The 18968-nt window shown below is 72.0% G+C and carries 18 protein-coding genes; 8 read left to right on the top strand and 10 right to left on the bottom strand.

All coding sequences use genetic code 11. The annotated features are described in order from the left end of the window. Nucleotides 1-3: 3 nt before the first annotated feature. The 6 genes from tal (at nucleotide 4) to ACQP2Y_RS10815 (ending at nucleotide 6491) form a co-directional block, all read left to right on the top strand. Nucleotides 4-1143 (top strand): transaldolase, encoded by a 1140-nt coding sequence (gene tal / locus ACQP2Y_RS10840; protein WP_433726878.1) that lies wholly within the window; start codon nucleotides 4-6, stop codon nucleotides 1141-1143. Further along, a complete protein-coding gene (locus ACQP2Y_RS10835) occupies nucleotides 1140-2609 on the top strand; it encodes a glucose-6-phosphate isomerase (protein WP_433726876.1) in 1470 nt (489 codons plus the stop codon). Before tal ends, ACQP2Y_RS10835 begins: the two co-directional genes overlap by 4 nt. Nucleotides 2610-2659: 50 nt before the next feature. Then, complete coding sequence (zwf, locus tag ACQP2Y_RS10830; RefSeq protein ID WP_360547787.1) at nucleotides 2660-4177, top strand: glucose-6-phosphate dehydrogenase; 1518 nt, start codon at nucleotides 2660-2662, stop codon at nucleotides 4175-4177. Then, nucleotides 4174-5190 (top strand): glucose-6-phosphate dehydrogenase assembly protein OpcA, encoded by a 1017-nt coding sequence (locus tag ACQP2Y_RS10825; protein WP_433726874.1) that lies wholly within the window; start codon nucleotides 4174-4176, stop codon nucleotides 5188-5190. Before zwf ends, ACQP2Y_RS10825 begins: the two co-directional genes overlap by 4 nt. A 69-nt stretch (nucleotides 5191-5259) precedes the next feature. After that, nucleotides 5260-6030 (top strand): 6-phosphogluconolactonase, encoded by a 771-nt coding sequence (gene pgl, locus ACQP2Y_RS10820; RefSeq protein ID WP_433726872.1) that lies wholly within the window; start codon nucleotides 5260-5262, stop codon nucleotides 6028-6030. Between the two features lie 125 nt (nucleotides 6031-6155). Beyond that, a complete protein-coding gene (locus ACQP2Y_RS10815) occupies nucleotides 6156-6491 on the top strand; it encodes a hypothetical protein (RefSeq protein ID WP_433726870.1) in 336 nt (111 codons plus the stop codon). Nucleotides 6492-6540: 49 nt separating this feature from the next. On the opposite strand, the gene ACQP2Y_RS10810 is transcribed toward ACQP2Y_RS10815, so the two are convergent. Beyond that, nucleotides 6541-7125: an RNA polymerase sigma factor gene (locus ACQP2Y_RS10810; protein WP_433726868.1), complete on the bottom strand. Its 585-nt coding sequence runs from the start codon at nucleotides 7123-7125 to the stop codon at nucleotides 6541-6543. 48 nt (nucleotides 7126-7173) lie between these two features. On the opposite strand from ACQP2Y_RS10810, the gene ACQP2Y_RS10805 reads away from it, so the two are divergent. Both ACQP2Y_RS10805 and ACQP2Y_RS10800 read left to right on the top strand, forming a co-directional pair. Further along, nucleotides 7174-7572 (top strand): hypothetical protein, encoded by a 399-nt coding sequence (locus ACQP2Y_RS10805; RefSeq protein ID WP_433726866.1) that lies wholly within the window; start codon nucleotides 7174-7176, stop codon nucleotides 7570-7572. A 91-nt stretch (nucleotides 7573-7663) separates the two neighbouring features. Further along, the gene (locus tag ACQP2Y_RS10800) at nucleotides 7664-8278 is read left to right on the top strand and encodes a GNAT family N-acetyltransferase (RefSeq protein ID WP_433726864.1); all 615 of its coding nucleotides are present in this window, start codon (nucleotides 7664-7666) and stop codon (nucleotides 8276-8278) included. A gap of 6 nt (nucleotides 8279-8284) precedes the next feature. Here the strand turns inward: ACQP2Y_RS10800 and ACQP2Y_RS10795 are convergent, their stop codons facing one another. The 9 genes from ACQP2Y_RS10795 to uvrC all read right to left on the bottom strand — a co-directional run bounded on the left by ACQP2Y_RS10795 (nucleotide 8285) and on the right by uvrC (nucleotide 18884). Next, entirely contained in the window at nucleotides 8285-8632 is a 348-nt protein-coding gene (locus ACQP2Y_RS10795) for an RNA polymerase-binding protein RbpA (protein WP_203763021.1), read from the bottom strand. A 178-nt stretch (nucleotides 8633-8810) separates the two neighbouring features. Continuing rightward, complete coding sequence (gene secG, locus ACQP2Y_RS10790; protein WP_360547801.1) at nucleotides 8811-9065, bottom strand: preprotein translocase subunit SecG; 255 nt, start codon at nucleotides 9063-9065, stop codon at nucleotides 8811-8813. An 87-nt stretch (nucleotides 9066-9152) separates the two neighbouring features. Then, on the bottom strand, nucleotides 9153-9944 hold the full coding sequence (tpiA, locus tag ACQP2Y_RS10785; protein WP_433726861.1) for a triose-phosphate isomerase: 792 nt from the start codon (nucleotides 9942-9944) through the stop codon (nucleotides 9153-9155). After that, nucleotides 9944-11140, bottom strand: coding sequence for a phosphoglycerate kinase (locus ACQP2Y_RS10780; protein ID WP_433726859.1), 1197 nt, complete (start codon nucleotides 11138-11140; stop codon nucleotides 9944-9946). Before ACQP2Y_RS10780 ends, tpiA begins: the two co-directional genes overlap by 1 nt. 5 nt (nucleotides 11141-11145) lie before the next feature. Continuing rightward, complete coding sequence (gap, locus tag ACQP2Y_RS10775; RefSeq protein ID WP_433726857.1) at nucleotides 11146-12141, bottom strand: type I glyceraldehyde-3-phosphate dehydrogenase; 996 nt, start codon at nucleotides 12139-12141, stop codon at nucleotides 11146-11148. Nucleotides 12142-13218: 1077 nt separating this feature from the next. Continuing rightward, nucleotides 13219-14199 (bottom strand): DNA-binding protein WhiA, encoded by a 981-nt coding sequence (gene whiA, locus ACQP2Y_RS10770; protein ID WP_184996434.1) that lies wholly within the window; start codon nucleotides 14197-14199, stop codon nucleotides 13219-13221. Between the two features lie 42 nt (nucleotides 14200-14241). Further along, the gene (locus tag ACQP2Y_RS10765) at nucleotides 14242-15453 is read right to left on the bottom strand and encodes a gluconeogenesis factor YvcK family protein (protein ID WP_433731888.1); all 1212 of its coding nucleotides are present in this window, start codon (nucleotides 15451-15453) and stop codon (nucleotides 14242-14244) included. Nucleotides 15454-15542: 89 nt separating this feature from the next. Then, nucleotides 15543-16439, bottom strand: a complete 897-nt coding sequence (gene rapZ / locus ACQP2Y_RS10760; RefSeq protein ID WP_360822008.1) for an RNase adapter RapZ — start codon at nucleotides 16437-16439, stop codon at nucleotides 15543-15545. A gap of 225 nt (nucleotides 16440-16664) precedes the next feature. Beyond that, nucleotides 16665-18884 (bottom strand): excinuclease ABC subunit UvrC, encoded by a 2220-nt coding sequence (uvrC, locus tag ACQP2Y_RS10755; protein WP_433726855.1) that lies wholly within the window; start codon nucleotides 18882-18884, stop codon nucleotides 16665-16667. Nucleotides 18885-18968 lie beyond the last annotated feature (84 nt).

Here is an 18968-nt window from a genome sequence, read left to right as displayed (position 1 = left end):
GCGATGACCGACAGGCTGGCAGAGCTTTCCGCCGCAGGTGTGGCGGTATGGCTCGACGACCTCTCCCGCGTCCGGCTCGAGACCGGCTCGCTCGACAAGATGCGGCGCGAGCAGCACGTGGTCGGTGTGACCACGAACCCGTCCATCTTCGCGAAGGCGCTGGCCGACGCGGAGGCGTACGACAAGCAGCTGAAGGACCTGGCTGCGCAGGAGGTCACGGTCGAAGAGGCCGTACGCCTGCTGACGTCGTACGACGTGCGCTGGGCGTGTGACGTGATGAAGCCGGCGTACGACGCGTCGAACGGTGTCGACGGCCGGGTGTCCATCGAGGTGGACCCGCGCAGCGCGCACCTGACCGAGAAGACCGCCTCCGAGGCCAAGACGCTGTGGTGGCTGGTCGACCGGCCGAACCTCTACATCAAGATCCCGGCGACCCAGGCGGGCCTGCCGGCGATCACCTCGACGCTGGCCGCGGGCATCAGCGTCAACGTGACGCTGATCTTCTCGCTGGAGCGCTACCGGGCCGTCATGGACGCGTTCCTGGCCGGCCTGGAGCAGGCCAAGGCCAACGGCCACGACCTCACCAAGATCGGTTCGGTCGCCTCGTTCTTCGTGTCCCGGGTGGACACCGAGATCGACAAGCGGCTCGACAAGATCGGCAGCGAGGAGGCCAAGGCGCTGCGGGGCAAGGCCGCGGTGGCCAACGCGCAGCTCGCGTACCAGGCGTACGCCGAGGTCTTCAGCTCCGACCGCTGGCAGGCGCTGGCCGACGCGGGTGCCCTCCCGCAGCGGCCGCTCTGGGCCTCGACCGGCACGAAGAACCCGGACTACAAGGACACCATCTACGTCGAGGAGCTGATCGCTCCCGGCACGGTGAACACCATGCCGGAGTCGGTCATCAAGGCGTTCGAGGACCACGGGGAGACCCGCGGCGACACGGTCACCGGCTCGTACACCCAGGCGCAGAAGGTGATGGACGACGTCGCCGCGGCCGGTGTCGACCTGACCGACGTTTTCCGGGTCCTCGAGGACGAGGGTGTCGAGAAGTTCGAGGCCAGCTGGGCCGAGCTGCTCGAAGACGTGAAGAAGTCACTGGCCGCCGCCGCGAAGGGTTCGGACAGCCCGAGCGACGCCGCTAAGTGACCGATGACCTGCTCGCGGGCGTGGAGGCCGCCGCGGGGTTCGCCGTTCACGGCAGCCCGGCGACGGCTTCCCGCCGCGAGCTGGTCGCGCACGGCGTTCCCGGCCTGCTCGCCGGCAAGGACCCCACCCTGTGGGGGCCCGCCGCCGAGGGGCGGGCACTCGACCGGCTCCGCTTCCTGGACGCGTACCGGGGCGGGGCCGAGCTGCTTCCCCTGATCGCCGAGCTGCACGAGGAGCTCGGCGATCTCAGCAATGTGGTGCTGACCGGTCCCGGCCGGGCCGCCGGGGCCGTCGCCCGCACGCTGGGCCGGCCACTGACCGTGCTGGACGATCCGGATCCGCACCCTGTCCGCGCCCTGCTCGACGACCCCGCCCTGCTGCGCCGCACCGTCGTGGTGCTGGCCGACGAGGTTCTGGGCAGCGTGCTCTGGCAGGCGTACCGCGATCTGGGCCTGACCGCGGCCGAGGCGGGACGGCATTTCGTGGTGCTGGGCGGACCGCTGCCGGAGCTGGAGGCGGCCGGCGCGGTGACCGTCCCCGCCGAGCCCGGCGCACTCGGTGCCGCCACTCTGGTGCCCGCCGCTTTCGCCGGGGTGGACGTCGCCGAGCTGATCGACCAGGCCGAGCTGTTCGCACCGTCGCTGGCCGCCGACGACGACAATCCCGCCCTGGCCCTGGGGGTCGCCCTGGCCGCCGCCGAGCGGATCCTGCTCGTGCCCGACGGCTCCGGCCTGGAGCTCGGCGAGTGGGCCGCCGACCTGCTCACCGGGGGCCTGGGCCTGCCGGTGACCATTGCCGGGACCCCGCAGGACGCGCCCGGCGACGCCCTCACCGTGACCTACGGCGGCAGTCTGGCGCCGGCCGCGGTGCTGGCCGACGCCGCCGGCCCGATGGTGGCCGTCAACGGCCCGCTGGGCGCCCACTTCCTCGCCTGGCCGTACGCGGTCGCGATCGCCGCGCACGTACGCGGCGTCGACCCGTTCCGTGACTTCCCCGCCGAGGCCGCCGATCCCGCGCCCGCGGCACCGTCCTTCGTCGAGGGCGCCGTGGAGATCTTCACCACTGGCTCTGCCACGGACCTCGCCGGCGCGCTGCGTGAGCTGCTCGCCGAGGTGGACGATCAGCTCCGCATCCACGCCTTCCTGGACCGCACCGGCGACGCCGAGGTGACCCGGTTGGGGCCCCTGCTCTCCGCGGCGAGTGGCCGCCCGGCGGGCTTCGGCTGGGGCTCGTACCACCGCGGCGGGCCGCTGCACGGCTCGTTTCTGCAGATCACCGGCGCGGTCACCGGCGACGTCGCGGTGCCGGGCCAGGAGCGCACGCTCGGCGGTCTGCAGGCGGCCCGGGCCGCCGGCGACCGTCAGGCGTTGGCCGGCCGGGGCCGTCCGCTGCTGCACCTGCACCTCACCGACCGGCCCGGCGGCATCCGCCAGGTCCTCACCGCCGCCGAGATGTTGCGGCACTGACCCTTGGCCGTAACGCTGCGGGACACCAAAAAGCTGGCAGGATGGGACTCGTGGGTAATCCGCTGCGTACCGCACAGGACCGACGGCTTCCCAGGATCCCCGAGCCCTGCGCTCTGGTGATCTTCGGAGTCACGGGCGACCTGTCCCGAAAGAAACTCATCCCGGCGGTCTACGACCTGGCCAACCGGGGTCTGCTGCCGCCCGGCTTCGTGGTCCTGGGCTTCGCCCGCCGCGACTGGGGCGACGGCGACTTCGAGTCGCTGGCCTACGAGGCGGCCAAGAAGGGCGCCCGGACCCCGTGGCGTGAGGACGTCTGGACCAGGCTGGCCAGCCAGTTCCAGTTCGTGCCGGGCTCGTTCGACGACGACGCCGCCTTCGACCACCTGGCGACCACGCTGGACGACCTGCGTGAGCGCAACGGCATCGCGGGCAACGCCGCCTTCTACTTCTCCATCCCGCCGGCCGCGTTCCCGTTGGTGCTCAACCAGCTGGCCCGCACCGGGATGGCCGACAACGCCAAGTCCGGCGGCTGGCGCCGGGTGGTGGTCGAGAAGCCGTTCGGCAACGACCTGAAGACCGCGATGGCGCTGAACAAGCTGGTCGACGAGGTCTTCACCCCGGCCGACGTGTTCCGCATCGACCACTACCTCGGCAAGGAGACGGTCCAGAACATCCTGGCCCTGCGCTTCGCGAACAACCTGTTCGAGCCGGTGTGGAATTCCAAGTACGTCGACTCGGTGCAGATCACCATGGCCGAGGACGTCGGCATCGGCACCCGGGCGGCGTTCTACGACGCCTCCGGCGCCGCCCGCGACGTGCTGCAGAACCACCTGCTGCAGCTGCTCGCGCTGGTGGGCATGGAGGAGCCGACGAGCTTCGACCCCAATGACGTACGCGCCGAGAAGCTGAAGGTCCTCAAGGCCATCAGCCTGCCCGCCGACATCGCCAAGGGCTCGGTCCGCGGGCAGTATCTGCCCGGCTGGGTCGCCGGTGAGCGCGCGGTCGGCTACCTCGAGGAAGCCAACATCCCGCCGGACTCCACCACGGAGACGTACGTGGCCGTCCGGCTCGGCATCCAGAACAGACGCTGGGCCGAGGTGCCGTTCTTCGTCCGCGTCGGCAAGCGGATGCCGCGGCGGGTCACCGAGATCGCCATCATGTTCAAGAAGGCGCCGCACCTGCCGTTCGACCCGGCCGACGTGGAGATGCTGGGCAACAACCAGCTGGTCATCCGGGTGCAGCCGGACGAGGGCGTGGTGCTCAAGTTCGGTTCCAAGGTGCCGGGCACCACGATGGAGGTCCGCGACATCGCGATGGACTTCCAGTACGGCGAGGCGTTCACCGAGTCCAGCCCGGAGGCGTACGAGCGGCTCGTGCTCGACGTGCTGGTCGGCGACCGGACGCTGTTCCCGGACGCAGCCGAGATCGAGCAGAGCTGGCAGGTCATCGACCCGCTGGAGGCCGCCTGGGCCGGGACCAAGCCGGAGCCGTACCGCTCCGGTGAGTGGGGCCCGCGGGCGTCCGACGAGATGTTGGCCCGCGAGGGCCGTGCCTGGAGGCGAGCATGATCGGGCTGTGGGACACCACGGGTAACGAGGTCGTCAAGGCTCTCGCGGCCGAACGGCGCAGCGCGGGTGGTGTGGCCAGCGGCCTCGCCCTGACCCTGGTCGCCGTCGTGGAGGAGAAGAAGGTCCGCGAGGCCGAGGCCGCCGCGACCATCGCGGCGTCCGCGCACCCCTGCCGCCTGCTCATCGTGGTCCGCTCGGACCTCGAGGGCCGCAGCCGGCTGGACGCGGAGATCGTGGTGGGCGGCCGGCTGGGCCCGGCCGAGGCCGTCGTGATGCGCATGTACGGCCGCCTGGCCCTGCACGCCGAGTCGGTCGTCATGCCGCTGCTCGCCCCGGACGTGCCCGTGGTGACCTGGTGGCACAGCGAGCCGCCGGACGTCATCGCCAACGACTTCCTGGGCGTGGTGGCCGACCGGCGCATCACCGACTGCAAGCTCGCGCCGGACCCGGTGGCCGCGCTGCGCCAGCGGGCCAAGGACTACGCCCCCGGCGACACCGACCTCACCTGGACCCGGATCACGCTCTGGCGCACTCTGGTGGCCGGCGCGTTCGACACCACCGACGAGCGGGTCACCGGCGCGACCATCGTGGCGCCGCTCAACGACCCGACCGCCGCGCTGATGCAGGGCTGGCTGAAGTCGCGGCTGGGCATCGACCCGGCGTGGGAGCACACCGACCGTTCGCCGCGGATGCACTCGGTGGAGCTCCAGTGCGCCAACGGTGACTGCGTCCGGGTGACCCGGGACGAGGGCACCGCGCTGTTCAGCCGCACCGGCCAGGAAGACCGGTACATGCCGCTGCCGAAGCGACCCGTCGGTGACGAGCTCGCCGAGGAGCTGCGCCGGCTGGACGCCGACCAGATCTACGGCGAGGCGCTGGGGGCCATGGCCGGTATCGCGGGGCTGGACAGCAAGCCGGCTATGCGCGTACACGTGTGGAAGGACCCGATGCAGGCGGCCCAGGCGGGCGACGCGGCCGGTGCCTTCGCGGGCCCGGGTGGCTCCGCCGCCTGACGCTCTAAGATCGTGGGGGCCGCTCGCCGACTCGGCGGGTGGCCCCTTTCTCCGGTGACGAGGGGCTTCATGAGCGAGACCGTTGTGGTGGTGGTTCCCGACGCCGACATCCTGGCGTCGACGGTGGCGGCGCGGCTGGTCATCAAGATCATCGACGCGCAGGCCGAGCGCGGCTGGGCCAGCGTCGTGCTGACCGGCGGCCGGGTGGCGGCCAAGGTGCTGCGTTCGGTCAAAGAGCTGCCGGCCTCGGACGCGGTCGACTGGTCCCGGGTCGACCTGTGGTGGGGCGACGAGCGCTTCCTGCCCGCCGGTGACCAGGACCGCAACGAGACCCAGGCCCGCGAGGCGCTGCTGGACGCGCTGCCGCTGGACCCCGCCCGCGTGCACGCCATGCCCCCGTCCGACGGGCCGGACGGCGACGACGCCAAGGCTGCCGCCGCCCGCTACGCCCGCGAGCTGGCCGCGGCGGCCAAGCCGGGCAGCTCCGAGCTGCCGCACTTCGACGTGCTGATGCTCGGCGTCGGCGAGGACGGGCACGTGGCGTCGATCTTCCCGGAGCACCCAGGCGGTTACGAGACCGGCACGGTCGCGGCGGTGCACAACAGTCCGAAGCCGCCGCCGACCCGGATCTCGCTGACCATGCCGACGATCCAGACGGCCGAGGAGGTCTGGCTGATCGCCGCGGGCAAGGACAAGGCGGCCCCGGTCGGCATGGCGATCGAGGGTGCCGGGCCCAAGCAGCTGCCGGCGGCGGGCGCGGTCGGCACCGACAAGACGCTGTGGCTGCTGGACCGGGCCGCGGCGGCCAACGTCCCCCCGAAGGCCCGCAGCCTGCGCTGACCGGCCCGGGCCCGCCCAGCACGGGGTCAGGCCGCGGGGGCCGGCGCGGCCACGCGGGGGTCGGCGCGGCCACGCGGGACAGCCCTGACGAGCCCGGTCAGGGCGTCCGGGCAGGCGTCCGCGGTATGGACTCGGGCGCGACCCGCCCCGGGGAGGCGCTCGGAGCGGTCGTGGCCGACGGCGGCGGGGGCGAGTCGCTGATGCCGACGGTCGACGGGACCGGTTCGGAGACCGACGTCGGGCTGGGTGAGGGCGCGATCGACGGCGAGGGCACCGTGGCGGCCGGGGCGTTCGGGACCGGCAGCGGCGGATCACCGGCGGGCCGCCGTACCGAAAAGACCACCGCCACCACGACGGCCGCGACCACCAGCAGCGAGCGCCACCGGGGACGCCACGACCGGCGGGCCGGCGCCGCCGCGGTCGGCGGCACGGCCGGCTGCAGGCTGCCGGGGGTGATCTGACCGGCCCGCGCGGACAATGCCCGGCGCACCCGATCCTCCAGGTCCGTGCTCATCGGCGCTCCCCCAGCAGGCCGCGCAGGATGCCCAGCGCGCGGCTCGCGGTCGACTTGACCGTGCCGCGGGACACCCGCAGCACCTCGGCGATCTCCTGCTCGGACAGCTCCGACCAGTACCGCAGCACCACCACCTGGCGTTGCCGCACGGTGAGCCGGGCCAGCGCGGCCAGCACCTCGCGATCGCCCTGGCCGAGCAGCACCTCGTCCTCGGCGGCCGGCGCGAGGCCCGGACGCGGCGGGACGTAGGCGCGGGCGGTGCGCCGGCGCCGCAGCGCCGACCGCGCGGCGTTCATCACCCCGGTCGTGAGGTACGCGTGCGGGTCGGCCACGGTACGCAGGTCAGCCCCGTGCCGCCGGTACAGGGCGGCGAACACGTCCTGCACGATGTCCTCGGCGGTGGGCAGGTCGTCGACCATGAGCACCGCCAGCCGCACCAGGCTGAGCCGGCGGGCGTGGTACAGCTCGTTGATCGCCGGGGGCCCGTCCGCGCCCTCGCCGCGCACCGCCGCCGATCGTCCGGACAGCATCGAGCGCAGCCAGCGCGGTACGAGCGCCGGCAGCGCTACGACGAAGGTCATGGCAGTCCTGTGGGTCAGCGCCGGGTCCGGGTGGGCGAGGGTACCGGGGTGGCGCTCGGCTTGACCCCCGTCGGCGAAGGCACCGTGGACGCGCTCGGCTTGCCACCCGCCCGGGTCGGCGACGGCACGGTGGACGCGGTGGGCTTGCCGCCGCCCCGCGTCGGTGACGGGCCCGGCGCGGCCGTGGTGGCCGGCTCCGGCGACTCCTCCGCCGGGACAGGGCTCGTTGCTGGGGCGCTCGTCTCGTCAGGAGCAGCGCTGGAGGTAGGCGCCGGCGACGTGGCGGGGGCCGGGCTGGTAACCGCCGGCACCGGCGCCGGCGCTTCGTCCGCGAAGGCCCTGGTAGCGGTCACCACGCCGGCCAGGACGACGACAGTCGCGGCGGTGGCGATCGAGGCGGTACGGCGGGTCAGGCGCATCACGGAACTCCTGTGCGGTCGGGGGTGATCCTTCGCAGGAGTAGACGCGCGGCGCCCCGGAAGGTTGGCGCTGCCACGGTGACGCCCGTCACAGGCTGCCGTTACCTAGACTCGCGGCTGTGCAGCCCTTGATCCGCGCGTACCGTCCCGCCGACCTCGACGCCGTTTACGACATCTGCGTCCGTACCGCCGACGCCGGGGGTGACGCCCGGGGGCAGTACTCGTCCGACCGCCTGATGGGCGACATCTTCGCGGCGCCGTACGTGGCGCTCGAGCCGGAACACGCGTACGTCCTCGACGACGGCACCGGCGCAGCCGTGGGCTACGTGCTCGGCACCGCCGACACGGCCCGCTTCGCGCAGCGGTACCGCGACGAGTGGCTGCCCGCGACCGCCGGCCGTTACCCGCACCCGGCGGAGCCGCCGGTGACCCGCGAGGACGGCATGCTGTGGCTGCACGAGCACCCGGAGCGCATGATCGTGCCGGAGCTGGCCGACTATCCCGCGCACCTGCACATCGACCTGCTGCCGCAGTGGCAGGGCCAGGGCTGGGGCCGCGGCCTGATCAGCGCCTTCCTGGCCGGCCTGCGCGCCGCCGGGGTGCCGCGGGTGCATCTGGGCATGGCGGTGACCAACGTCAGCGCCCGGGCCTTCTACGGACGGCTGGGCTTCGTCGAGCTCCCGGTGCCCGGCGCGGACACCGCCACCTATCTCGGCCGGGGCACGGCCGAGTGACGCGTCCTACTCGCTGCGGCCGCGGCGCTGCCGGACCTTGGCCAGCGCCTCGGCCAGGATGGCCGCCCCGTCCTCGTCGGAGCGACGCTCCTTGACGTAGGCCAGGTGCGACTTGTAAGGCTCGCTGCGCATCCGGCCGGGAGGCTTCTCCCGGTCGAGACCGCCGGGCTGGCCGCACCGGGTGCAGTCCCACGTCTCCGGGGGCACCACATCGGCCGCGAAGCGGACCTCCACGGGGTGTCCGGCGGCGCACCAGTACGTCACCTCCCGCCGCGGGGCGGGCTCACTGCGCTCGTCAGGGCGCATCGGGCTGGAGCCGACACGACTGCCGCGGATCGCACTGCCACTGGACACGGAAGTCACTCCTGTCTCGAGGGCGTTTCATCGCCGGGGAAAGCGGCGGTATAAAAGCGGTGGAAAACAACCGCGCGGCCCGGACGGACCGGACCGCGCGGCAGAGTCTACGACTCGTGGAGCATCTGGAGGAAGACCTGATAACGAACGCTTGGGAAGCGGACGTTAACTATGTGTTTCAGCCCGCCTGCGCGACCTTGAGCCAGAGGCCCAGGCCCACGATGCAGGCGAACCAGATGACGCCCACGAGCACCGTGTAGCGGTCCAGGTTCTTCTCCGCGACCGAGGAGCCGGCGAGGCTGGAAGTGACGCCGCCACCGAACATGCTGGACATGCCGCCGCCCTTGCCGCGGTGCAGCAGGACGAGCAGGGTCAGCAGGATGCTGGAGATGAGCAGCAACACGATCAACGTGTACGCGAACGCGATCGGCATGGTCGGGTCATTCCTCTCGAAGGGCACAGCAGCGCCACCACAATAGCGGGTGCCCGGCCACCGCATGGCGGCGGCCGGGCCTACAACTCAGCGCTGGACGTGCTCGCGGAACCGGACGATCGACGCGAACTCCTCGGCGTCCAGGCTCGCACCGCCGATCAGGGCGCCGTCCACGTCGGGCTGCGCCATGATCGCGGCGATGTTGGCCGCCTTCACCGAGCCGCCGTACTGCACGCGCACCGCGTCCGCCGTCTCCGCGCCGTACTTCTCGGCGAGCCGCGCCCGGATGGCGCCGCACACCTCCTGCGCGTCGTCGGGCGTCGCGGTCTTGCCGGTGCCGATCGCCCACACCGGCTCGTACGCGATCACGATGTTCTTGACCTGCTCGGCCTTGAGCCCGTCGAGCGCGCCGTCCAGCTGCGAGCAGCAGTGCGGCACGTGGCTGCCGGCCTCGCGGATCTCCAGGCCCTCACCCACGCACAGGATCGGCGTCAGGTCGTTGGCCAGGGCCGCCTTCACCTTGGCGTTGACCAGCGCGTCGTCCTCGTGGTGGTACTCGCGGCGTTCGGAGTGCCCGATCACCACGTAGGTGCAGCCCAGCTTGGCCAGCATCGCCCCGGAGATGTCCCCGGTGTATGCGCCGCCCTTGTGCGGGGACAGGTCCTGCGCGCCGTAGCGGATCGGCACCTTGTCGCCGTCGATCGCCGTCTGCACGCTGCGCAGGTCGGTGTACGGCGGCAGCACAACCGCCTCGACGTCGGTCAGCTGCTGCTCGTTCAGGCTCGCGGCGAGCTTCTGCACCAGGAGGATGGCCTCGAAGTGGTTGAGGTTCATCTTCCAGTTGCCGGCCATGATCGGCCGGCGGGTCACGTCAGCCATCAGGACTCCAGTGCCGAGACGCCGGGCAGGGACTTGCCCTCGAGGTATTCCAGCGACGCGCCGCCGCCGGTCGAGATGTGCCCGAAGCCGGACTCGTCGATGCCCAGGGTGCGTACGGCCGCGGCCGAGTCGCCGCCACCGACCACCGAGAAGCCGTCGATCTTGGTGATGGCCTCGGCGACGCCCCGGGTGCCGGCCGCGAACGGCGCCAGCTCGAAGACGCCCATCGGGCCGTTCCAGAACACCGTCTTCGCCGAACCGATGGCCTCGGCGAACAGCGCCACCGACGCCGGGCCGATGTCGAGCCCGAGCCGGTCGGCCGGGATCGCGTCGGCGGAGACCACGTCGTGCTCAGCGTTTGCGTCGAAGGCCGTAGCCGCGACGACATCCACCGGCAGCACGATGCGGCCCTGGGCCTGCGCGAGCAGATCGGCGCAGGTGTCGATCATCTCGGCCTCGAGCAGCGACTTGCCGACCTCGTGGCCCTGGGCCTTGAGGAAGGTGAAGCACATGCCGCCGCCGACGAGCAGCTTGTCGACCTTCGGCAGCAGCGCCTGGATGACGGCGAGCTTGTCGGAGACCTTCGAGCCGCCGAGCACCACCACGTACGGCTGCTCCGGGGTCTCGGTCACCTTGCGCAGGACCTCGACCTCGGTGAGGACCAGGCCGCCGGCGTAGTGCGGGAGCCGGGCCGCGACGTCGTAGACCGAGGCGTGCTTGCGGTGCACCGCGCCGAACGCGTCGTCGACGTAGAACTCCGCCAGCCCGGCCAGCTCGTCCGCGAACGCGCCACGCTCGGCGTCGTCCTTGCTGGTCTCCCCAGCGTTGAAGCGCAGGTTCTCCAGCAGCAGCACCTGGCCGTCGAGCAGCGCGTCGGCGGCCGCCTTGGCGGACGGGCCCACGGTGTCCTCGGCGAAGACGACCGGGTTGCCGAGCAGCTCACCGAGGCGGGTGGCGACCGGGGCGAGCGTGTACTTCGGGTCCGGCGCGCCCTTGGGGCGGCCGAGGTGCGAGCACACGATCACGCGGGCACCCGCATCACGCAGAGTGATCAGGGTCGGCAGCACCGCGCGGATGCGGCCGTCGTCACTGATCCGGCTTGGGTCAGCCTTGTCGAACGGGACGTTCAGGTCGGCGCGCACGAGCACGCGCCGACCCGAGACACCCTCGCCGAGCAGGTCGTCGAGAGTCTTCAACTGGCTCAGCCGACCAGCTTGACCAGGTCGACGAGGCGGTTCGAGTAGCCCCACTCGTTGTCGTACCAGCCGACGACCTTGACCTGGTTGCCGATGACCTTGGTCAGGCCGGCGTCGAAGATGCAGGAGGCCGGGTCGGTGACGATGTCCGAGGAGACGATCTGGTCCTCGGTGTAGACCAGGATGCCCTTGAGCGGGCCGTCCGCGGCGGCCTTGATCGCGGCGTTGACCTCGTCGACGGAGGTCTCCTTGCCGGCCTGGAAGGTCAGGTCGGTGGCCGAGCCGGTCGGGATCGGCACGCGCATCGCGAAGCCGTCGAGCTTGCCCTTGAGCTCCGGCAGCACCAGGCTGACAGCCTTGGCGGCACCGGTGGAGGTCGGCACCACGTTGAGGGCGGCGGCGCGGGCGCGGCGCAGGTCCTTGTGCGGGCCGTCCTGCAGGTTCTGGTCCTGCGTGTAGGCGTGGATCGTGGTCATCAGGCCACGCTCGATGCCGATCGTGTCGTTGAGCACCTTGGCCATCGGCGCGAGGCAGTTGGTCGTGCACGACGCGTTCGAGATGATCGTGTGCTTGGCGGCGTCGTACAGGTGGTCGTTGACGCCCATCACGATCGTGATGTCCTCGTTCTTGGCCGGCGCCGAGATGATGACCTTCTTGGCGCCGTTGTCGACGTGCGCCTTGGCCTTGGTGGCGTCGGTGAAGAAGCCGGTCGACTCGATGACGACGTCGGCACCCAGGTCACCCCAGTGCAGGTTGGCCGGGTCACGCTCGGCGAACGCCTTGAAGGTCTTGCCGGCCACGGTGATCTCGTCGGCGGTGGCCTTCACCTCGTGCGGCAGCCGGCCCAGGATGCTGTCGTACTTCAGCAGGTGGGCGAGCGTCGCGTTGTCGGTCAGGTCGTTGACACCGACGATCTCGATGTCCGCGCCGGAGGCGGAAACCGCCCGGAAGAAGTTGCGGCCGATACGGCCGAAGCCGTTGATGCCAACCCGGATGGTCACAGGTGGATCTCCTCGTTTCGGTCCGCCGGGATCTAGGACCGGCGGAGGTCTGCGTGCCGACCTGATCGAGGGCCGGCAGTTGCTTCATCTGGCCACCGCGCCTCGAAGCTCGAGTCCGCCGCGGCCAGGTCGGAGCTGGCGCTGCCGGCGGCGCCCGGCGCGGGCGGCCATGCTTGCCGGCACCGTCGCCGTCGAGGCCACCCTATCCGAGAACCCCTCTCGCCCCTGGACCGGGGGCGCGACCTGATCGTGACCTAAGGTGCGCAAACGTTTCCGGTACGCGCACACCCATCGACAACCGCAAACCTGACTGAGCGCCGTTTCGTCGGCGGCCGGGGGTGGTGGTCCGGGCCGTTGGGCTCCGCCGGGGTTGGCGGTCGGCTGCGGCCGGGGTCGGTCGGCTGCGGCCCGGGTCGGTCGGCTGCGGCCCGGGTCGGTCGGCTGCGGCCCGAGTTGGTCGGCTGCGGCCCGAGTTGGCGGGTCGGTTGCGGTTGACGGTTGGGGGCCGGGGGTGCCCAAGCTGGCTGGTGGAGCGTTTTTATGCCTGCTTGGGCACCCCCGGCCCCCAACCTTGCATGCGAGTCGCTGGCGGGCAGGTTCATGGTTGCTCGCCGCTGGGTGCACGGTGCCGGGCGGTGGTCCCCTTGCGGTTTGTGGGCTGGCTGCCGCGCCTGGGGTGACGCCGGGGGATTCTGTCGGGCAGGCCGAGGCCGGCGGGTGGTCAAGCGAATAGACCGCGCCGCTTGCGCTCAGTGCCGGGCCGGTCACGCGGTGCCAGGCCCCGGTACGCCCGGTGCCGGGCCCGGTCACGCGCGGTGCCAGGCCTCGGTCACACCCGGTGCCAGGCTGCCGATTAGGCGCGGTGCCAGGCCGCCGGTCAGGCGCAATGCCAGGCCGCCGGTTACGCCCGGTGCCGGGCCCCGGTCAGGCGCAACGCCGGCACCCTGTCAGGCGCAACGCCGGGCCCCGGTCAGGCGCAGGGCCGGGCCCTCGTAGGCGCAGCCGGGCCTCCGTCAGGCGTAAGTGTCGGGGTTTGGTCAGGCGTGGTGCCGGGGCCGCGTCAGGGGTGGGGGTGGGTCAGCAGGCCATCATTTCTGGGGTCACTGCTGCTTCTGTGTCGGGGATGCCCAGGTCGCGGGCGCGCTTGTCGGCGAGGGCGAGCAGACGCCTTATACGGCCGGCGATTGCATCCTTTGTCAGTGGCGGGTCGGCCAGCGCCCCCAGTTCCTCGAGCGAGGCCTGGCGGTGCTCCAGCCGCAGTCGGCCGGCCGAAGTGAGGTGGTTGGGGGCCTCGTCCGCGAGGATTTCCAGCGCTCGGGTCACGCGCGCGGCTGCTGCCACGGCCGCTCGGGCCGAGCGGCGCAGGTTGGCGTCGTCGAAGTTGGCCAGGCGGTTCGCGGTTGCGCGGACTTCACGGCGTACCCGTCGCTCTTCCCAGGCCAGCACGCTCGAGTGCGCCCCGATGCGGGTGAGCAGCGCCGCGATCGCGTCCCCGTCCTTGATCACCACACGGTCGACGCCGCGCACCTCGCGCTCCTTGGCGGTGATGCCGATGCGGCGCGCGGCGCCGCGGAGCGCCAGTGCGGCCTCCGGGCCCGGGCAGGTGATCTCCAGCGCGCTGGAGCGGCCGGGCTCGGTCAGCGAGCCGTGCGCCATGAACGCGCCCCGCCACGCCGCGACCGCGCAGCAGACGTTGGCCGAGACGACATGCGGCGGCAGGCCCCGCACCGGCCGGCCGCGGACGTCGAGCAGACCGGTCTGCCGGGCCAGCGCCTCGCCGTCCTTGACGATCCGCACGATGTAGTGGCTGCCCTTGCGCAGGCCACCGGAGGCGAGGACGTGCACCTCGCTGGGGTAGCCGTACACCTCGGCGATCTCCCGCCGCAGCCGCCGGGCCACCGCGCCGGTGTCGAGCTCGGCCTCGACGACCACCCGCCCGGACACGATGTGCAGCCCACCGGCGAAGCGCAGCAGGGCGGCCATCTCCGCACGGCGGCAGCACGGCTTGGGTACGTCGACCCGGCTCAGCTCGTCCTTGACCGCTGCCGTCATCGCCATCTTCGAAGTCACCTCATGCTTGTTTCGCGGTACGCCAGTTGCTTAACGATCGGAGCCGAGGACTGGCACCAGTGCTGTGCCCAACGACTCAGGATCATGCTTGGGACTGCCGTCCGCAACGGCCAGCGGCGCCAGTACCAGGCGTGCACCCAGGGCCTGGGCGGCCCGGTGCACCGGATCGGGCTCGCCGACCCACTTCGCGTCGGCCAGCACGGTGTCCACGCGCAGCCGCGGCAGATACCAGTGCAGGGCGGCCAGATGGTCGGCCACGGAGAGCCCGGAGGTCTCGTTGTCGGCGCCGAGGTTGAGCGTGACCAGCCGCCGGGCGGGACTGGCGACGATGGCCTCGGCCAGCTCGGGCACGAGCAGATGCGGAAGAACACTCGTGTACCAGCTGCCGGGCCCGAAGATCAGCCAGTCGGCCTCGGCGATGGCGGCCAGGGCGGGCGGACAGGCCGGCGGCGAGGACGGCACGATCCGCAGCGCCTCGATGTGCCCGGTGGCGACGGCGACGGCATGCTGCCCGCGCACGGTGACAACCTCGTCGGGCCGGTCAGGGTCACCGCCGCGCACCTCGGCCTCGATCCCGACGGCGTGCGAGGCCATCGGCAGGACCCGGCCGCGAGCACCGACCATGGCGGCGGCGTGCTCGAGGGCGGCGACGGGATCACCGAGCAGTTCGAGAAGGCCGAGCAGCAGCAGGTTCCCGACGGCGTGCCCGGCGAGCGGATCATGCTTCCCCCCGACCGACGCGATCCGCCGATCGACGCTGCCCCAGCCGGCCTTGTCCCCCGCTCCCGCACCGAGGCCGGAGCCTGCACCGAGGCCGGAACCCGTGCCGGAGTCGGCACCGGATGCGGGTTCGGGCCTGAAGTCGGAGTCCGAGCCGGTCTCGGTTTCCGGACCGACCGCAGCTTTCGAGCCGACCTCGCCTTCCCGGCCGCTCCCCGCTCCCGCGCCGTCGGTGCCGGGGCCGCGCCGGTCGGGCTTGCCGACGAGGGCGAACCGGTGCTGCATGAGCGCCACCGTGCGCTGATGACCGGGATCGTCACCGGCCAGCGCCGCGAGCGCCATCCGCAGGTCACCCGGCGGCAGCTGCGCGTCCCGTTCCGCTCGCAGCCGGCCGCTCGACCCGCCGTTGTCACCCACCGTCACCACGGCGGTGATGTCGAGGTCCAGGGCGGGCGCGCAGTTCCGCAGCCCGCGCAGGGACGCCGCGAGCCCGTGCCCGCCCCCGAACGCCACGACCTTGATGCGGCGCCGCGTGGTGTCGTCGCTGGAACCGGCGGTCACACCGCGTTGCTCTGCCGGGCTGCTGCCCGGCCCCGCCGGCTGCGCCGCCGTCACTCCCGCCCCAGGTCGCGGTGCGAGGAATGGGCGGACAGGCGGATGTCGCGCAGCTGCGCCGTGAGTTCCTCGGCGATCGCGACGCTGCGGTGCTTGCCGCCGGTGCAGCCGACCGCCACCGTCAGGTAACGCTTGCCCTCGCGCTCGAAACCGGGCGCCGTCGCGGCGATCAGGCCCGCGTACGTGCCGACGAAGTCGTGGGCGCCTTCCTGGCCGAGCACGTAGCTGCTGACGCCCTCTTCCAGGCCGGTGTGCTCGCGCAGCTCCGGCACCCAGAACGGGTTCGGCAGGAAGCGCGCGTCCATCACGTAGTCGGCGTCGGGCGGCAGACCGTACTTGAAGCCGAACGAGAGCACAGTGATGCGCAGCCGCCGGGCGTCCTCGCCACCGAACAGCTCCTCGACGCGGCGCCGGAGCTGGTTCACGTTCAGGTGGCTGGTGTCGATGATCACGTCGGACTGCTCGCGTGCCTCTTCGAGCAGCTTGCGCTCGGCGGCGATGCCGTCGGCGAGACGGCCGTCGCCCTGCAGCGGGTGCGAGCGCCGGACGGACTCGAAGCGCCGGATCAGCACCTCGTCGTCGGCGTCGACGAACACGACGCGCGGCGAGAAGCCGCGCTCCTTGAGCGCGCGGACCGCGCCGGCCAGGTCGGTGGAGAAGGCCCGGCTGCGGACGTCAAGAACCATTGCCGTACGCCGGGCAGCCCCGCCGGCCTCGAAGGCGAGCTGGGCCATGTCGAGCATGAGCGCCTGCGGCAGGTTGTCGACGACGTAGAAGCCGACGTTCTCCAGGGCGCGGGCGACCGTGCTGCGGCCGCCACCGGACACCCCGGTCACCACCACGAGGTCGGTACCGGCCTCGTCGGGCGTCAGCTCCGGAACGAACTCCGGCATCGACTCGGTCACGCACTCCTCCTGAACCGCACTGCGCCTGCGCCCCCTCCGGGCGGACACTGCATCCTAGGCCGAAGCGTCGACCCGGTACCGCCGGACGTGGTGTCCTTTACCCGATCCGGTGCCCGAAGGGTCCCGCGAGCCACCCCGATCGACCCACCCGGTGAACCGCGTCCCCACCGCCCGTATTCCGCCACTACCCGCGGCGTCGGCGGAATGATTGCGTCAAGGCCGTTCCAGCGCTGCCACGGACGACTCCTGCCCCGGTTCAGCCGGCGGGTCGCCGAGGTCCACGGTGTCCGGGGTCGGGATGCGCGGCCGCGCGGCTCTGTTGCGATTCGCTCCCGCCTTCGTCTTTCCCGCACCGCCGGTCGCCGGTGTGGCCGGGTCGGGTGCGGGGTCCCCGGCCTTCGTGGTGTCGGCCAGGGCGGCGAGGACCGCCTCCGCTGTCCGGCGGCCGATGCCCGGGACCTCGGTGATCTCCTCCGGTGTGGCCTGCCCCAGCCGCTTCAACGAGCCGAAGTGCCGCAGCAGCGCCTTGCGCCGCGTCTCCCCCAGCCCGGCAATGTTGTCGAGCGCGGACGCGGTCATGCGCTTGGAGCGCCGCTGCCGGTGGAACGTGATGGCGAAGCGGTGGGCCTCGTCGCGCACCCGCTGAAGCAGATAGAGGGCCTCGGAGGTGCGGGGCAGGATCACCGGGAAGTCCTCGCCCGGCAGCCACACCTCTTCCAGCCGCTTGGCCAGGCCGCACAGAGCCACGTCGGTGATGCCGAGGTCGGACAGAACCGCGGCAACCGCGTTGACCTGCGGCTGGCCACCGTCGACGACGACCAGGTTGGGCGGGTAGGCGAAGCGGCGCGGCCGCCCGGTCAGCGGGTCGATGCCGGGCAGCTCGCTGGTCACCGGCTCCGAGCCGTCAGCCGTAGCGGCAACGTCGGCCGCGCCACCGGCCAGGCGATCAGCCGGACCACCAGCCAGGACATCGGCTGGGCCGTCGGTCAGGGCGTCGGACGGTGGTGCGGAGCCGCCCGGTGAGGCCTCGGCGCGGTAGCGGGCGAACCGCCGCCGCATCACCTCGCTCATCGCCGCCAGGTCGTCGGTGCCGGAGCCGTCCGGGTTTCCGCGGACCGCGAAGCGCCGGTATTCACTCTTGCGGGCCAGGCCGTCCTCGAAGACCACCATGCTGGCCACCACGTCCGTGCCCTGGATCTGGGACACGTCGAAGCATTCGATGCGCAGCGGCGCCGTTTCCATGCCCAGCGCCTCGGCGATCTCATCGAGGGCCTTGCTGCGGGTGGTCAGGTCGCCGGCTCGGCGCAGCTTGTGCCGGGCCAGGGACTCGCCGGCGTTGCGGGCCACCGTTTCCAGCAGGGAACGCTTGTCGCCGCGCTGGGGCACGCGCAGGCTGACGCGGCTGCCGCGGTGCTCGGTGAGCCACTTCTCCAGCGCTTCGGCGTCGGGCGGCAGGGCGGGGACGAGCAGCTCGCGGGGGACGTCGTTCTCGCCGTGCTCGTCGCCGTACACCTGGGTGCAGAAGTGGTGCACGAGGTCTCCCGTGCTGAGGTCCTCGACCTTTTCCACGACCCAGCCGCGCTGGCCGCGGACGCGGCCGTCGCGGACGTGGAAGACCTGCACCGCCGCTTCGAGCGGATCCTCGGCGAAGGCGACGACGTCGGCGTCGGTGCCGTCGCCGAGCACGACGGTCTGCTTCTCCATGGCCTTGCGCAGGGCGGCGATGTCGTCGCGGAGCCGGGCCGCCTTCTCGAACTCGAGCTGCTCGGACATCTGCATCATGTCGCGTTCGAGGCGCTTGACGAACGTGTCGGTGCGCCCGGCCATGAAGTCGCAGAAGTCGTCGACGATCTCCCGGTGCTCGGCGGCGGAGACGGTGCCGACGCAGGGCGCCGAGCATTTGCCGATGTAGCCCAGCAGGCAGGGGCGGCCGATCTGGCCGGCGCGCTTGAACACGCCGCTGGAGCAGGTGCGGGCCGGGAAGACGCGCAGCAGCAGGTCGAGGGTCTCGCGGATGGCCCAGGCGTGCGAGTACGGCCCGAAGTAGCGCACGCCCTTGCGTTTGGCGCCGCGCATGACCTGCAGCCGGGGGTATTCCTCGTTGAGCGTGACGGCGAGGAACGGGTACGACTTGTCGTCGCGGTATTTCACGTTGAAGCGCGGGTCGAACTCCTTGATCCAGGAGAACTCCAGCTGCAGCGCCTCGACCTCGCTGCTGACGGTCACCCAGTCGACGGCGGCCGCGGTGGTGACCATCTGCTGGGTGCGGGCGTGCAGGCCGAACGTGTCGGCGAAGTACGAATTCAGCCGGCTGCGCAGGCTCTTCGCCTTGCCCACGTAGATGACGCGGCCGGTGGGGTCACGGAAGCGGTAGACACCGGGGGCGTCCGGAATGGTCCCGGGCGCCGGCCGATAGCTGGACGGGTCAGGCACGACTCAACACTAGTGCGGACCCCTGACATGATTATCCGACCGGAGGCCCGTTGCCGCCGCCACGGCGTCGGGCCTCCGGCCGGA

It is taken from the genome of Actinoplanes sp. CA-051413 (genome assembly GCF_050955795.1).
Taxonomy (GTDB): Bacteria; Actinomycetota; Actinomycetes; order Mycobacteriales; family Micromonosporaceae; genus Actinoplanes.
The sequence above is the reverse complement of the archived record's forward strand: the minus strand, read 5'-3'. Positions and strand labels throughout refer to the sequence as shown.

Coding starts and splice junctions, on each gene's coding strand:
- ACQP2Y_RS10825 (WP_433726874.1), top strand. CDS start 4,174: ATGATCGGGCTGTGGGACACCACGGGTAACGAGGTCGTCAAGGCTCTC.
- secG (WP_360547801.1), bottom strand. CDS start 9,065: ATGCCGATCGCGTTCGCGTACACGTTGATCGTGTTGCTGCTCATCTCC.
- pgl (WP_433726872.1), top strand. CDS start 5,260: ATGAGCGAGACCGTTGTGGTGGTGGTTCCCGACGCCGACATCCTGGCG.
- whiA (WP_184996434.1), bottom strand. CDS start 14,199: ATGGCGATGACGGCAGCGGTCAAGGACGAGCTGAGCCGGGTCGACGTA.
- tpiA (WP_433726861.1), bottom strand. CDS start 9,944: ATGGCTGACGTGACCCGCCGGCCGATCATGGCCGGCAACTGGAAGATG.
- tal (WP_433726878.1), top strand. CDS start 4: ATGACCGACAGGCTGGCAGAGCTTTCCGCCGCAGGTGTGGCGGTATGG.
- ACQP2Y_RS10810 (WP_433726868.1), bottom strand. CDS start 7,125: ATGACCTTCGTCGTAGCGCTGCCGGCGCTCGTACCGCGCTGGCTGCGC.
- ACQP2Y_RS10815 (WP_433726870.1), top strand. CDS start 6,156: ATGGACTCGGGCGCGACCCGCCCCGGGGAGGCGCTCGGAGCGGTCGTG.
- rapZ (WP_360822008.1), bottom strand. CDS start 16,439: ATGCCGGAGTTCGTTCCGGAGCTGACGCCCGACGAGGCCGGTACCGAC.